This is a genomic window from Acidilobus aceticus (genome assembly GCF_055392325.1).
This window is the reverse complement of the sequence record NZ_AP042407.1, coordinates 1,332,566-1,346,122: the sequence shown is the minus strand read 5'-3', so window position 1 is coordinate 1,346,122 and position 13,557 is coordinate 1,332,566. Positions and strand designations below refer to the sequence as shown.

General features: G+C 61.7%; 13 protein-coding genes. 7 read left to right on the top strand and 6 right to left on the bottom strand.

The window, feature by feature from the left end; all coding sequences use genetic code 11:
- The first annotated feature begins 4 nt into the window (after nt 1–4).
- The gene (pgsA, locus tag ACZ5OO_RS07080; RefSeq protein WP_013266478.1) at nt 5–583 is read left to right on the top strand and encodes an archaetidylinositol phosphate synthase; all 579 of its coding nucleotides are present in this window, start codon (nt 5–7) and stop codon (nt 581–583) included.
- On the opposite strand, the gene ACZ5OO_RS07075 is transcribed toward pgsA, so the two are convergent.
- Complete coding sequence (locus ACZ5OO_RS07075; RefSeq protein WP_464078105.1) at nt 580–1,323, bottom strand: DUF72 domain-containing protein; 744 nt, start codon at nt 1,321–1,323, stop codon at nt 580–582. The genes pgsA and ACZ5OO_RS07075 overlap by 4 nt on opposite strands.
- 164 nt (nt 1,324–1,487) lie before the next feature.
- On the opposite strand from ACZ5OO_RS07075, the gene ACZ5OO_RS07070 reads away from it, so the two are divergent.
- Nucleotides 1,488–3,167, top strand: a complete 1,680-nt coding sequence (locus tag ACZ5OO_RS07070) for an MFS transporter (protein ID WP_464078104.1) — start codon at nt 1,488–1,490, stop codon at nt 3,165–3,167.
- Here the strand turns inward: ACZ5OO_RS07070 and ACZ5OO_RS07065 are convergent.
- Together ACZ5OO_RS07065 and ACZ5OO_RS07060 are read right to left on the bottom strand one after the other, a co-directional pair.
- Nucleotides 3,146–3,823 (bottom strand): diacylglycerol/polyprenol kinase family protein, encoded by a 678-nt coding sequence (locus ACZ5OO_RS07065; protein WP_048812757.1) that lies wholly within the window; start codon nt 3,821–3,823, stop codon nt 3,146–3,148. The genes ACZ5OO_RS07070 and ACZ5OO_RS07065 overlap by 22 nt on opposite strands.
- A 48-nt stretch (nt 3,824–3,871) precedes the next feature.
- A complete protein-coding gene (locus tag ACZ5OO_RS07060; RefSeq protein ID WP_464078103.1) occupies nt 3,872–5,041 on the bottom strand; it encodes an MFS transporter in 1,170 nt (389 codons plus the stop codon).
- A 136-nt stretch (nt 5,042–5,177) separates the two neighbouring features.
- On the opposite strand from ACZ5OO_RS07060, the gene ACZ5OO_RS07055 reads away from it, so the two are divergent.
- The 5 genes from ACZ5OO_RS07055 (at nt 5,178) to ACZ5OO_RS07035 (ending at nt 11,940) form a co-directional block, all read left to right on the top strand.
- Nucleotides 5,178–5,858 (top strand): MBL fold metallo-hydrolase, encoded by a 681-nt coding sequence (locus ACZ5OO_RS07055; protein ID WP_048812755.1) that lies wholly within the window; start codon nt 5,178–5,180, stop codon nt 5,856–5,858.
- 171 nt (nt 5,859–6,029) lie between these two features.
- Nucleotides 6,030–6,314 carry an H/ACA ribonucleoprotein complex subunit GAR1 gene (locus tag ACZ5OO_RS07050; RefSeq protein WP_464078102.1) on the top strand — a complete coding sequence of 95 codons (285 nt, stop codon included), beginning with the start codon at nt 6,030–6,032 and terminating at the stop codon, nt 6,312–6,314.
- Nucleotides 6,315–6,320: 6 nt separating this feature from the next.
- On the top strand, nt 6,321–7,247 hold the full coding sequence (locus tag ACZ5OO_RS07045) for a TFIIB-type zinc ribbon-containing protein (protein WP_048812753.1): 927 nt from the start codon (nt 6,321–6,323) through the stop codon (nt 7,245–7,247).
- Between the two features lie 68 nt (nt 7,248–7,315).
- Nucleotides 7,316–11,347 (top strand): DEAD/DEAH box helicase, encoded by a 4,032-nt coding sequence (locus ACZ5OO_RS07040; RefSeq protein WP_464078101.1) that lies wholly within the window; start codon nt 7,316–7,318, stop codon nt 11,345–11,347.
- A 38-nt stretch (nt 11,348–11,385) separates the two neighbouring features.
- Nucleotides 11,386–11,940: a DUF998 domain-containing protein gene (locus ACZ5OO_RS07035; RefSeq protein ID WP_464078100.1), complete on the top strand. Its 555-nt coding sequence runs from the start codon at nt 11,386–11,388 to the stop codon at nt 11,938–11,940.
- 2 nt (nt 11,941–11,942) lie between these two features.
- Here ACZ5OO_RS07035 and ACZ5OO_RS07030 read toward each other — a convergent pair whose 3' ends face one another.
- The 3 genes from ACZ5OO_RS07030 to ACZ5OO_RS07020 are packed head-to-tail and all read right to left on the bottom strand — an operon-like array spanning nt 11,943 to nt 13,512.
- Nucleotides 11,943–12,368 (bottom strand): CBS domain-containing protein, encoded by a 426-nt coding sequence (locus ACZ5OO_RS07030; protein WP_464078099.1) that lies wholly within the window; start codon nt 12,366–12,368, stop codon nt 11,943–11,945.
- A gap of 57 nt (nt 12,369–12,425) precedes the next feature.
- On the bottom strand, nt 12,426–13,244 hold the full coding sequence (locus ACZ5OO_RS07025; protein WP_464078098.1) for a lipoate--protein ligase family protein: 819 nt from the start codon (nt 13,242–13,244) through the stop codon (nt 12,426–12,428).
- Nucleotides 13,234–13,512, bottom strand: a complete 279-nt coding sequence (locus ACZ5OO_RS07020) for a lipoate protein ligase C-terminal domain-containing protein (RefSeq protein ID WP_013266466.1) — start codon at nt 13,510–13,512, stop codon at nt 13,234–13,236. Before ACZ5OO_RS07020 ends, ACZ5OO_RS07025 begins: the two co-directional genes overlap by 11 nt.
- Nucleotides 13,513–13,557 lie beyond the last annotated feature (45 nt).

Below are 13,557 nucleotides of genomic sequence, written 5' to 3'. Positions count from 1 at the left end.
GCACTTGCTCGGCAAGCTGAGGAAGTTCGTTAACTCCGTAGCTCCAACGACCGTGGGCAAGGCCCTTTATAAGGCCGGCGTGACCCCCGACGAGCTCACCTACACGGGCCTCGCCCTCTCCGCCCTGGCGCCCCTCGCGGTTTACCTGGGCAAGCTCATAATGCTGCCATTCCTAATACTGTTGGCAGGCCTCATGGACGTCCTTGACGGGGCCGTCGCCAGGGCCTCCGGGAGGACCACGGCTTTTGGCTCCTACCTTGACTCTGTGACCGACAGGGTCAGCGACGCCTTCCTGTTCCTGGCCATGGCCCTGGCCGGGGTGAACCAGTACATAACCATGATAGCGCTGGCCTTCTCGCTCATGGTAAGCTACGCCAGGGCCAAGGGCGAGCTGCTCAACGTCAGGATGGAGGGCATAGGCCTTGTCGAGAGGAGCGAGAGGCTTATAATACTCTTCGTCATGTCGCTGCTGCTCCTCCTCAGGCAGCTGCTCGTGGACAACATAATAATGGCGGTAGTGGCCGTGCTGGCCGCCGCCACAGTGATCCAGAGGTCCGTTCACGTCAAGAGGTCGATAGGCTAGACCGCGCACAATGACTTGAAGCGCGAGGCGTCGTCCTTCATGAAGACGTTGTTAAACATAACGTAGACTTCCCTGGCCTCCCTGAGCCCCCTGACCTTGTTGCAGAGCGCCTCAAGATCGTTGTCCGTGTACCTGTACCTGTAGTTGACCTCCCCGCCCCCTATGCCGTGGAGCCTGAAGTAGACAACAGGCCTCTCGACGGCAGGGCTGGCCCTAAATGGGTCGACCACGTGTATGACCCCGTCAAGGTCCCCTATGACCTTAGCTATGAGGTCCGGCCTTGAGCGCCACGTGCCCCTGGGCTCCCACCCTATCGTGAAGTCCCTCGTTGCCACGGCCCTGAAGAACTCCGCTGCCTGCCTCACGTTGTCCTCCGAGGCCCCGAAGCCCGGAGGGGTCTGGACCACCACCACTGAGGCCCCGAGGGCCCTCGCGGCCCTGGCGACCACGTCCCACGCCTCAAGGTTCTCCTTTGTTGTCCTGAGGTTGCCGTAGCGGTCTGCCAGCTCCTCAGGTACCCTGTGCCTGGCCCTCCTCCACGTGGGGCCCCCAGGGGGGTGGGTGACCGCCTGCCACGCCTTCATTGTGAACCTGAAGCCCTCGGGCGCCTCTCCCCTCAGGGACCTCAGCCTGCCCTCGTCAGGCATTTCATAAAACGTGTCCTGAAGCTCGACGACGTTGAAGCTGGCGTAATACCTCTGCCTTCCCAGGCACCAGCCGCAGCAGCCCACCAGCAGCATGGGCGCCCCTGGGGGACTTACCCGCGCCTGAAGTTTAAGCCGTCCAGGCCCCTCGGCTTAGCTGTTAGCTTCCTCGCTGATAGGTAAGGCTTTTAAGTTTAGAGTTAAGCAATTTTAAATAGCTCAGTAACCGATACTCAGGTAACTGATATAGGGGTGAGGTCATGGAGTACAAGTGGACCGTGCTCACCAACACCACGCTTGGGATACTCATGGCTATGATAAACTCCTCCGTGCTCATAATATCGCTCCCTGCCATATTCAGGGGCATCCAGCTTAACCCGCTGGCCCCGAGCTCCTTTGACTACCTTCTCTGGCTGCTCATGGGCTACGGCGTCGTCTCCTCCTCGCTGGTAGTCTCCTTCGGCAGGCTCTCCGACATGTACGGCAGGGTCAAGCTGTACAGGCTCGGCTTCGTGATATTCACCGTGGGCTCGGTGCTCCTCTCAATAACTCCGGGCAGGGGGACGGTGGCCGCGGCCGAGCTCGTGGCCTTCAGGATGGTGCAGGCCGTCGGCGCCGCCCTGCTGATGGCTAACAGCGCCGCCCTCATAACTGACGCGTTCCCCATAACTGAGAGGGGCAGGGCACTCGGCATAAACCAGGTCGCGGGCATGGTAGGCAACCTGGTGGGCCTGATCCTCGGGGGCGTCCTGGCTACAGTTAACTGGAGGCTTGTGTTCATAATAAGCGTCCCCTTCGGCGTGGCTGGGACCGTGTGGTCATACCTGAAGCTCAGGGAACTCTCGAGGCCCAGGAGGGAGGAGAAGGTCGACGTAATCGGTAACCTGACTTTCATTGGCGGCCTGGTGCTCCTGCTGGCTGGCATAACCTATGCCCTGGAGCCCTACCATGGGGAGGCCATGGGCTGGGACAGCCCCAGGGTCATAGCGCTGATGAGCGCCGGGGCCGCGGTGCTTGCAGTGTTCCCGCTCGTGGAGATGAGGGTCCAGTACCCCATGTTCAGGCTCGAGCTGTTCAGGTCAAGGCAGTTCTCGGCCGGGATATTTGCGGCGCTCCTGGCGGGCCTTGCCCTTGGGGGCCTCATGATCACGCTCACGATAATGCTTCAGGGCATCTGGCTCCCGCTCCACGGCTACAGCTACAGCTCGACGCCGTTCTGGGCTGGCATATACATGATGCCCATGCTCTTCGGCTTCGTGGCCCTCGGGCCCCTGAGCGGGGCCCTCTCCGACAAGTACGGGGCCAGGGAGCTGGCCACCGGGGGCATGCTGATAGCGTTTGCAGCTATGATGGCCATGATGACGCTCAACTATAACTTCTCCTACCTGCCCTTCGCCCTGATGATATTTGCTGTGGGCGTCGGCAACGGCATGTTCGTGGCCCCGAACACCGCCTCAATAATGAACGCCGTGCCCCCGGAGCACAGGGGGGTGGCCTCAGGCATGAGGTCGGTCATGACGAGCATGGCAAACACCGTGAGCATAGCCCTCTACTTCTCCCTGCTGCTGAGCGCCTTTGAGGCCAAGCTTCCTTCGGCCATATACTCGTCGCTTGTGAGCGCTGGGTTCCCGCAGGCCCTGGCCCTCGAGGTCTCCAGGATGCCCCCGACCGCGGCCCTGTTCGCGGCCTTCCTCGGCTATAACCCCATGCAGGTGGTCCTCCAGGACCTGCCGCAGGGCGTGGCGAGCAGCATAGAGGCCGGCGACCCCTCGGGCTTTAAGGAGGTGATGAGCAACACCTGGTTCCCTCACGTCATAGCTCCCCCGTTCATGTACGCGCTCAGGTTCACCCTGATGATATCAGGCGTCATAGTGGTGGTGGCGGCTGTGGCCTCCGCCCTCAGGGGCAGGACTGCCCCTCAGAGCCTGGGAGGGAAGTGAGCCAGGCCCGCCGGTAGCAGGTACCTCATGGCCAGGAGCAGGAGGAACGAGACGAGGGGCACGGTGATGTTATCGTCGACCCCGTTTATCCTCTCCACAAAGGAGGCCGCCACGCCGGCCGCCACCCCCTCAAGGCCGAGGAAGTAGCCCCCTATGAGGGACGACACGACAATCATAGCTATGGTCCCCGACCACGCCTTGCCCCTGACCCTCCTGAGGCCCCTCACGACCCCCGTGACGCCGTCGCCGACTGACATGAACAGCGCCGAGACGGCCCCAATCACCATGCTTGGGTCGAAGAACCAGGAGGCGAGTATGACAAGGCCCCACATTATGGTGAAGTGGGCCTCGTAGGCGTTATCGGGCTCCTGGAACCACGCCATTAAGCCCTTCCTCCTCCTGTAGAAGATGTAACCAGTCAGAGCCATGGCTGAGGCAAACGCCATCCACGGCTGGGTGTAGACAAAGGGCACCAGCGCGGCCACCAGGCCGCCGCCCAGGATATGTATCGTCTTCCTAGCCATGTACCTTGATATGCGGTCCCCAAGTCCATGAGAGGTGGACAGCCTGTAGACGGCCTTTGAGATGTAGAGGACTACAGCGCCAACCCACGCCGCCAGGGCTAAGGTTATGGCCAGCTGAAGCGTTATGGACAACATGCTCTCGCTGACCCTGTGTGATGCGCAGAATTAAAGTGCTTGCAGCTAAATTAGGGCCGCGGCTACGGCCGCCGCCGTAATCACGGCCGGGGTGGCCATGAAGGCAAGCGGGCCAAGGTAGAGCGCCAGCCCCCCTGCCAGGGAGCCCACCAGGGAGCCCAGCTCCCTTAACATCATGTAGCCGTGCACCCTGTAGCCCCCCGTTATCCCTATGTATATCCTATATAGCGACAGGTCCAGCACGCTGAAGAGGGCTACCAGGACCACTATGTAGGCCACTATGCCAGCCAGGGAGTCTATGAACCTTATGGCCACTATGGCCCACGCCCCCCTTATCGCTATGCCCGCCGCCGCCAGCGACCTGGAGCCCGTGCCCTGGACTAGGGCCAACGCCGCGGCCGCCGAGAGGCCCGCAGCTGCAAAGGCAACCATGTAGTCCCTGAGGCCCAGGTTGACGTACCTGAGCATGAGCGGCAGGGCAGTCAGGTAGTAATCGCCGACAAAGGTCGTCAGCATAGCCGACACCGCCACCCCTGTCGACGATCCCGCGCCCCTCTCAACTGACCTGGAGATGTTGTAGAGAAGCCCGTACTTGCCGTAGGCGAAGGACCCCACCGCGGTGGCGTAGAGGCCGAAGCCCTCAAGCCTTAGCATGAGCCCGTGGAGCTTCCTCTCGAAGGGGGGCCAGCCTGAGGGAAGGAATAACATAAAGGCGAGCCCAACGGCGAGGGAGGCGACGCCTACCCCCACGGCCAGCCCCATGAGGGGTATGAAGGGGATCACGAAGGACAGGGCAAGCAGCCCAGCGCCCTTTATGCCGAAGAGGCCCAGCCTCTGGCCTGATGCCTTCGTCTCCCACTCGGTGTCGGGCGACAGCTCAAACATGCCAGCCGAGAAGCCGAGGTTAGCGGCCGCAGTGGCAACAGCGTGGAACATGTAGGCTATCGCCATAAGCTCAACGCCCCTCGCCAGGCCAAACAGCAGGGAAGCCACTGCTATGGCCACGAGCGACACCGCCGTCAGCTTACGGTAGTCCCCCCTGTCGGCCAGCCTGCCGAGGAACTCGCTGGAAGCTATGAACACGGCGCTCCATGCGGCCCCGATTATGCCGTAGTCTATGTCCGACACGTCCGTCCTGAACCCTATGTAGTTGAACATCATGAAGTCAACTATTGAGAGCGCCGCTATGTAGGTGACCCCCAGCCAGTACCACACATGTACTCCCGACGGGAGCATACGGGCATTGGAGTTAAGAGGGTCGGACCCCCTTTGACCGTGGACTCCTGCGGGGCTGATGGCCTCGGGTATACTAATTAAAACTTTATATCTTTTCCCGACTTACTCGCATCGCGTGGGAGCAGTGGTCCTTCAGGTGACGAGCAGGGTCTACAGGGTGCCCGTGGAGGAGACTAACGGCAACATATACTTTTACGTCCAGGAGGACGGCCTCATCATAATAGACACGGGCATTCCGGGCAAGGACGGCCTGGTGTTGGACTCCATAAGGTCCCTGGGCTTCAGCCCCTCCCAGGTCAAGGCCATAGTTTTGACCCACTACCACCTGGATCACTCTGGCAGCGCGAACGCCATTCGCTCGGCCACAGGGGCCAAGATATACGTGCACAGGGACGACGCCCCAATACTTGAGGGCCTGGTACCCCCTCAGCTCCCCAAGGAAGCCCCAAGGGAGGCCGTCGAGGCCTACCGCTGGTTCAAGCCGGTCAAGCCAGACGTTGTCCTAAACGACGGCGACGAGGTCCACGGGCTCAGGGTGATCCACGTCCCAGGGCACACGCCCGGCTCCATAGCCCTCTACGACGGGGAGCACCTATTCGCCGGCGACAACCTGAACTTCCGCGACGGCAGGGTCCAGGGCCCGCCGCCCCTGTTCACCGCTGACATGCAGAGGGCCAGGGAGTCGGTGAGGAGGCTGCTGTCGCTGGACTTCAGGGTCCTGCTCCCAGGGCACGGCGAGCCCGTGGTAGGGGACGCCTCAGCAAGGGCCAGGCAGGACCTGAGGGAGCTTCTGTGAGGTCTTTTTAAGCTTTATCTCGGTTTACTATCCTTTCAGCTTTAGGTGAGGACTTGGCCTCCCGCTTCAGACGGCCCCTTTCCCACAGCTTGGGGGCAAGGACCGCGGTTGCCTGCCAGGTTTTCTTATAGGGCCGCGACATCTAACCTTGGCACCCGCTGGGGGGAACTTATGGAGGGAGGCGCCCGGGAAGTCCTAAGGATCGGCAAGGTCTCAGGCGTAGTCAACGGCCTAGCCGTGGTCAGGGCCGACATAGATGTAAGGAAGTTCAGGCAAGGGTCGCCCGTGATCAACCCTGACCGCAGGCTCGTGGGGTCGGCCGCCGACATAATAGGAAACGTCAACTCCCCATACCTGCTGGTCAAGCTGAGCCCGGGCGCCTCAGTTAAGGAGGGGGACGAGCTCTTCCTCATATTCTCGCCCCCCAGGAGGAGGAGCCATCACAGGAGAAGGTGATTAGACGTGGTTGCCCCACTCGTGTGTCCCAGGTGCGGCTCCAAGCTTGTTGATGATAATGGGGTTCTCGTCTGTCCCAACTGTGGCTACATATACGACGGCAACGAGCTCAGTGACGGCCCTGAGTGGAGGTCGCTCAGCAACGGCAACGTGAAGGGCGTTGAGAGGGCCTCGTACTCCAACGATCCCCTGATGCATGACCTAGGCATAGGCAACCTGAGGATGAGCCCGGCCAGGTCAAGGTCGCCGCTGATGAGGGTCAGGAACCTGAGGATGAGGATAGGCAGCTCCCACCCGCTGCTCAAGGGCGAGGCGCCGCTGGTCAACATGTTCTCCATAGCCAAGAAGGCGGCGAGCGCCTTTGAGCTGAGCGACAGCGCCAAGGACGCCCTAGGGCAGGTGCTCCACGCCTACGCTGAGAGGGCCAAGAAGCCCATAGGCAGGGACGTGAACAAGGTCGTGGCCGCCGCCCTGGAGAAGGTGGTAGAGGTCTACAACTTAAGTATATCTAAGGGCGAGATAGAGAGCTTCTTTGAGATAGACGACAACGACCTATGGGACGGCCTTAAGAAGCTCAACGACGTCGGCGCCCTTGACATGCTTAAGGTCGTCGTGGCCTCCGAGGGCCAGGGCAGGGTGCTGGAGAGGTCCTTCACCTACATTAACAGGATAGCGTCAAGCCTGTCGCTGCCTCAGCAAGTCGTGCAGGACTCGCTGAACTTCATAAGGAAGTCCCTGGGCGTGGCAGGCAAGACACCATACGGCAAGAAGCCCGAGGCCCTGGCGGCGGCCGCCGTCTACCTGGTTGCAAGGCTTAACGGCTATGAGATCAGCCAGAGCGACGTGGCCAAGGTAGTCGGCATAAAGGAGTCCACAGTGAGGAAGCTCTACAGGTTCCTGATGGACAACATGGTAGTGGTCGTTGACGTCTGAGCCTTTTTAGCTTTTGAGCTCTCCTTCCCTTAAGCGGGCCTGGTCCTAGAGGAGCCAGGAGAGCTAGCGTGCAAGAGGCCGTCCTAGCTGCAGGTGCGGCAGCCGCTGCGGGCGCGGCGACCTATGTAGCCTACAGGAAGAGGCTGCTGTCAAGGCTCCTCACCTCCCTGAGGCTGAAGGTGAACCCCGACAGCATAGTCGAAGTGGCCTCCTCTGCCGAGTCCCTAGGCATAAGCAGGCAGCAGGTCTCCGCTATAGTGAGGTCCCTGAGGTCGTGCCCCAAGGGCTCGGAGAGGCTGGCGGAGTCGCTCATCTCCCTTGGACTTTACGAGGACGTCATATACCTGGCCTCAAGGGGCTGCTCGGTGCCCTCCGTCACCCTCCGCAGGGCGAGGGCCTACTCACTTGGGCTGGCGCTCTCCAAGTGGGAGGCCGAGGCGTCAAGGCTACTGCAGGAGCAACCAAAGCTCTCCGGCAGCTCAAAGGTCATGGTTGCGGTGTGCGAGGGCGACTACAGGGAGGTCATGGTAGATGGCGTCGTAACCGAGGTGCCGCCGCCTGGGAGCTCATGGAGGTCCCCGCCGCCGGAGGAGGCAATGAGCTCAATAGCTGAGCTCTCAGGGGCGAAGCTTGTCATAAGCTGGGGCAGCTGCGGCCTCAGGGGGGCTGTAAACGCCAGGAGGCTCGTGAGGCTGGCCTACCCTGACGTGAGGCCCTCGCTGGCGTCAATAGCCTACAACCTAGGGGTTAACCCCATGCTTCCCCCGTCAGCCGTGGTCCTTGCAGCGGTCGAGAGCTCAGTTGACATACTGAACAGGGTTGGGGTCGAGTGGGAAAAGATGCCCGAGGACGTGAGGGGCGCCTCCGAAATAGTCAAGTACAGGGACGTGGTGAACTCCGTCGTGGGGCAGCGCGGCGTCAAGGAACAGCGCTCCATAGTTGTCACGGACAGGCCCAGGGCCTACATGCCGCTGTGGAGGCCGTTCTCGGTGAGCCCCTCGCGGGCCCCCCAGGACGACTACGTGGCAGCTATAGTCATCAAGGCGCTGGCCTCAAGGGGAGGCGACCCCCTGAGGGCCATCAGACTCTCAAGCCTTGACGGCGACGAGGGCAGGCCAATAGCTAAAGCCATAATGGCCTCCCTGGTGCAGACGGCCGCAGGCCCAAGGCCTGGCAGCCAGGTTGAGCCGTGGGACCTGGCGTGCCTTGACGATATAGAAGTCCTACTTGACTGCGCTCGCACCTACGACGACTGCCTCCCCTCAAGGCCTCCGCCTGACGAGGAGGAGCTCCTTAGGAAGCTCAAGGTGAGGTGCCCCGGAGCCAAGAACATAAGGCTCACCGCCAACTCTTACGTCCCCCAGAGGCTGGCGGAGTCCCTCGGCATAGCGGCCCCCAACAAGGGCAAGGTGAAGGCCTACGGCGAGCCCATCCTGGGCGGCCTCAGGGGGGCCTCTGAGGCGATATCCTCAGCTGTCGCCATGGCCTCGGGGGCCTCCAGGCCGCTGATAATAGTTCCAACGAGGGCCCTCGCCAGGGCGGCCGCCAGCGCCCACGGAGGCACGTTCATAACTGCTGAAACCATAGACTCCTGGTTCTCCAGGGGAGGCCTGGGCTTCATATCATGGGATGACTACCTGGCCATGCCCGAGGCCGGGGGCGTGGCCGACCGCTCCATTATGGTGTTCCCCGAGAGGCTGATCAGAGCAGAGCCCGAGGACACGGCATATGGCGTCCACGACAGGCTTGTAGACTCTGTCATAGAGCTTGTGGCCAAGAACGGGGGCCTGGCGGTCAGCAGGGCCCTCCACGCCGAGGCCGAGAGGAGGGACGACATAGAGCTGGTAGCCCCCTCGAGGCACGAGATTGATGTGGAGCTCAGCGACACTGATATAATGGAGGAGGCCGAGAACGCGTTCAAGAGGCTCTGGGGCGCCAACCTGAGCCTGAGGCCCTACCAGGGCCTCGCCGTGAGGGTGTTGGCCCAGATGGCCTCCTCGGGCAGGGCCTCAGCGCTGATGGTCATACTTCCCACTGGGGCCGGGAAGAGCGCGATCTTCCAGGTGACTGCGAAGGCCTTCGAGGACCTGGGACTGGGGTCAACGGCCATAGTGATAAGCCCCCTGAGGGCGCTCATGCACGACCAGGTGAAGAACGCCAGGTCGAGGGGGCTCAGGGCCGCCTACATAGACTCGAGTGTGCCGCCTTCAAGGAAGAGGGAGATAATAGCCGCTGCCAGGGAGGGTCTCCTGGACCTGGTCTACGTGACGCCCGAGGGCTTCAGCTCGGGGCCTGCCTCCGAGCTGGTGTCAACCTCGGGCGAGGCGAGCCTCGTGGTGCTCGACGAGGCCCACGCCCTCTCAAGGTGGGGGCTCAGCTTCAGGCCAAGCTACCTGTACGTCGCCAGGCAGCTCAAGGACAGGGCCTCGGCCGGGTGGCCCCCGATAGTTGCCCTCACCGCCTCAGCTCCCTCTGACGTGGTCAGGGACGTCCTGAGCGAGCTCGGCTACCAGGACTACGAGGAGCGCCGTATATCCCTGGGCCCTGAGACCGCGGAGGTGAGCTACTCGGGCAAGCCAGTGGTCCTGAGGGCCCCGTCCCTGAGGCCTGAGATCTCCATTGATGTTGTGCCAGCCAGGGACGGCCCTGACAGGCTTGAGGACATAGCGGCCCACGCGGAGGAGCTCACCAGGTGGGCCGACTCGCTCGGAGGGCCGTGGGTTGGTATAGTGTTCGTGCCATTCGTCCAGAGCGACTCAAGGCCCTGGCTTAACGCCGAGGAGGTGGCCAAGTTCCTGGGCAGGAGGCTGGGCGAGGACATAGCCGTGTACCACGGCCAGCTGAGCGACTCCGAGAGGAGGCGGGTCGAGGAGGAGATAGTAAGCTCCTCCCGCACGGGCAGGGGGCCAAGGATAGTGGTGGCCACCAAGGCCTTCGGCATGGGTGTTGACATACCTAACATAAGGTGGACCCTTCACGCCGCGCCGAGCGGCAGCGTGGAGGACCTGTACCAGGAGATAGGCAGGGCCGGGAGGGATGGGAAGCCCGCGAGGGCTGTCATACTTTACAACCCCTCTGACATGACCGTGCAGTCGGCCATGGCCAAGGGGGAGGCCATAAGGCCCCTCAGCGTGCACAGGACCCTGCAGCTGATAGCCGAGGCCATGCAGTACGTCAAGTACAGGGACGGCGTCATCCCGATCCCCATCAAGGGCAGGGAGGGCGAGTGGGGGCTCGTCAAGTACCTTGACGTGCTGAGGGTGGCGGGCCTGATAGACTACGAGGTCGTCAGGGGGCCGCTGCTGGCCTACGACCTGCCGAGGGAGAAGGTCGAGGAGGAGGCGGGGTGGTGCATACCGATGAGCGACGGCACGTGCATATCAAGGGCCGTGAGGGGGCTGGAGGGCCGCAGGGTCTACTTTAACATCTGCGACAACGACGCCTCAATAGGGCTGAAGGCGCAGGAGGCCTGTAAGTCGATAAGCTACGACGGCCTCGTGGCCCTGGTCTCCGTGGCCTCGGGCTGGAGGAGGCCGAGGAGGTACCTTGACCCTGAGCTCTACGCCATATCGCTCTGGCTCTCCCTGAGGGAGGGCAGGAAGGTCAAGGAGCTCTCGGACCTGCTGGAGGCGGCCGTAGCGGCCAGGGCAAGGGGAGGGCAGCAGCTGGCTGACTCCCAGGTCAAGAGGGCCATAGAGGAGCTCCTCGCCAGGGGGGTCAGGCCCCCTCTGGGGGGCGTCAGGCTGGGCAAGGTGGTGAGGTGTGACAGCCTGGACGAGTGCGTCGACCGCGCCATAAAGGACGTTATAGAGGTTGAGGAGCTCGTGGGAGAGGGCTCAGTGGTTATAGGCGCCTCCCCCACGGCCGCCCCCCTGGTCTCCGCCAGGTACCTCAAGCTCACTGGCAGGTCGCCCTCCGTGTCGCCAAGTTATTACAGGAGGCTGGCCTCCCTGGCCAGGAGGGGGGAGCTTGAAAAGGCTATGAACATGGGCTACGTCGTTGTGGTGGCCAAGGACAGTGAAAAAGTTAACGAGGTCGTTAAGCTTATCCACGGCTACCCCTACGCCAGCTTCTACCTCTACGCCAGGTCAAAGGCTTAGATTTTAGCCTCCGGCCCCTTAACCCACAGGGGTTTTACTTGCGGGCCCTCAGGTACCTTGGCATCACGGCGGCGGCGGTGGCATGGGTAATTATTATTGCTTGCGTGTCCATTAACCCCTGGTTCGTGTTCACCAAAAACGCCTTCAGCGACCTGGGAGGTCCCAGGGCCACAGACCCATGGCTCTACAACTATGGCCTTATAGCGGTCGGCGCCCTCATAATAGCCTTCGCCTCGTACGCGGTCAACGTCAGCAGCGAGAAGCTAGAGGCCGTGGGCGCCTCATTTATGATGGTCGCCGGCCTGTTCCTTGCCCTGATAGGCGTGTTCCACGAGGGCACATACCCCCACGTCTTCGTCTCGCAGTGGTTCTTCGCTCAGATGGACATGACGTCCATAGTGTGGGGCGCGGGCTCCATAGTCTCGGGCAGGGCAAAAAGAGGGGCCGCGGAGGTGGCCATTGGGGTTATCGGGCCCGCCGGGGCCATAGCCTTCAGGTGGCCCTCGGCGGCCACCCTCGAGGCCTACGGAATAGTGCTCATAGACCTCTTCGTGATACTTATGACGTTTGACCTGCGAGACCTTGAAGGCTGAGGTCACTCCGAGACGAAGCCTGTCGACGCCAGGTACCTCTCAGTTATGTCAACTATGTCCCTGGCCGTTATTATGCCCACGAGCTTTCCCTCCCTGTCAACCACGGGCAGGTGCCTTATCTTGCGGGTTGAAAGCAGCTCCACTGCCTTAGTTACGGGCTCGTCATCCCTTATGGTCACCGGGTCCTTGGTCATTAAGTCGCCGAGCTTTGAGTCATAGCTGACCCTGTCCGCCACCACCCTGCTCAGGTCCCTCTCAGTGAAGATGCCTATCACTTTCCCCTCTGGAGACACAACTACGACGCTGCCGGTGCCCTTGGTGTACATGAGCCTCGCGGCCTCCGCAAGCGTGGCATCGGCAGTCGCGGACACCACGTTCTTCCTTGCAACGTCACCTACCTTTGAGGTCCAGACGCTCAAGGAGCTCACCTTAATAGTGTCCGCACAGTGGGGATTTTAAGCGCTCAGCTTAGTGCATATGATACGCTACCTCCTACATACCCTCATGAGCTCCTCCTCGGCCCTCCTGAACTGCCTGTGGGGCGCCCTGTCCATGTTCCATGACCTGTCTGAGTACTTGTAAGTGTAGAGTATCTCCGCCATCTCCAGCTCCTCAGACGTGGGCAGGTCGTACTTAACGCCGTCGTAGCCCAGAACCTTTGCGAACGAGCTGGCTAGGGCGGAGGCAACATCGTTGGCAGTGGTCCCAGGCCTCAGGGCGGCCAGGTTCGTTACCCTGTACTTGACGCTCGAGACCCCCTTGTCTACGAGCTTCTTGAGGGGCACCTTAAGGACGGAGGCCAGGGCGCTGAGGTCTGCGCTCACTAGCATGGCGCCGTGGAAGAATATGGAGCCCCAGGACACCGTTGCCGCCGTGCCGCTCACCTTCCTGTTGTCAACAATTATGTCGTTGACGTTCTGCACCGAGGCCTCAAAGCCCAGGGACCTTAGCGCCTCGACGGGGGCCCTTATGAGCTCAGTGAATATGAAGTCGACGGGGTTGCTTACCTTCCTCTCGCCCAGGGAGAGCGATATTGCGTAGTTTATGTTGCCAAGGTCATGATATGCTGCCCCTCCGCCGGTGAACCTCCTCACCACCTTCACGCCCTGCCTCTCTGCCTCTGCGAGGTTCACCTCCTCCTCGGCCCTCTGGAAGTAGCCTATTACAACTGCCCTGCGGTTCCTCCACAGCCTCAGCGTGTCAGGGGAGATGCCGCAGCCCCTCGCCCTGGGCAGGGCCTCCTCGAACGCCAAGTTCATGTATGGGTCGTCAGGGGTCTCGTAGAGCAGGACCCTAAGCTGCATCGCCCTCACCCGAGCACATTATGGCGTCCACAAAGTCCTCCTCGGAGCAGCCTACCAGGCTTGAGCCCTGGAGCACCCTCCTGACGACGCCGGAGACCTCGCCCCTGTCAAACCTGGTGTTAACGAGGCTCTCCTCAAGCTCGAAGACCTTGTCCTCCGGGATAACCATGAAGTCTCCCGTTATGCTGACCCTGGCTATGACCCCTCCGACGACCTCGGAGGAGACCCTTATGAGGCCCTTTCTTGCCTTAACCTCGCACGTGCCCACTAAGGACCCCGCGCCCTCGGGCGTGGAGGAAAAGAAAAGCGTTAG

Excerpts from the sequence above, each read along its gene's own strand:
- ACZ5OO_RS07075 (WP_464078105.1), bottom strand. The coding sequence starts at position 1,323 with ATGCTGCTGGTGGGCTGCTGCGGCTGGTGCCTGGGAAGGCAGAGGTAT.
- ACZ5OO_RS07050 (WP_464078102.1), top strand. The coding sequence starts at position 6,030 with ATGGAGGGAGGCGCCCGGGAAGTCCTAAGGATCGGCAAGGTCTCAGGC.
- ACZ5OO_RS07070 (WP_464078104.1), top strand. The coding sequence starts at position 1,488 with ATGGAGTACAAGTGGACCGTGCTCACCAACACCACGCTTGGGATACTC.
- ACZ5OO_RS07025 (WP_464078098.1), bottom strand. The coding sequence starts at position 13,244 with ATGCAGCTTAGGGTCCTGCTCTACGAGACCCCTGACGACCCATACATG.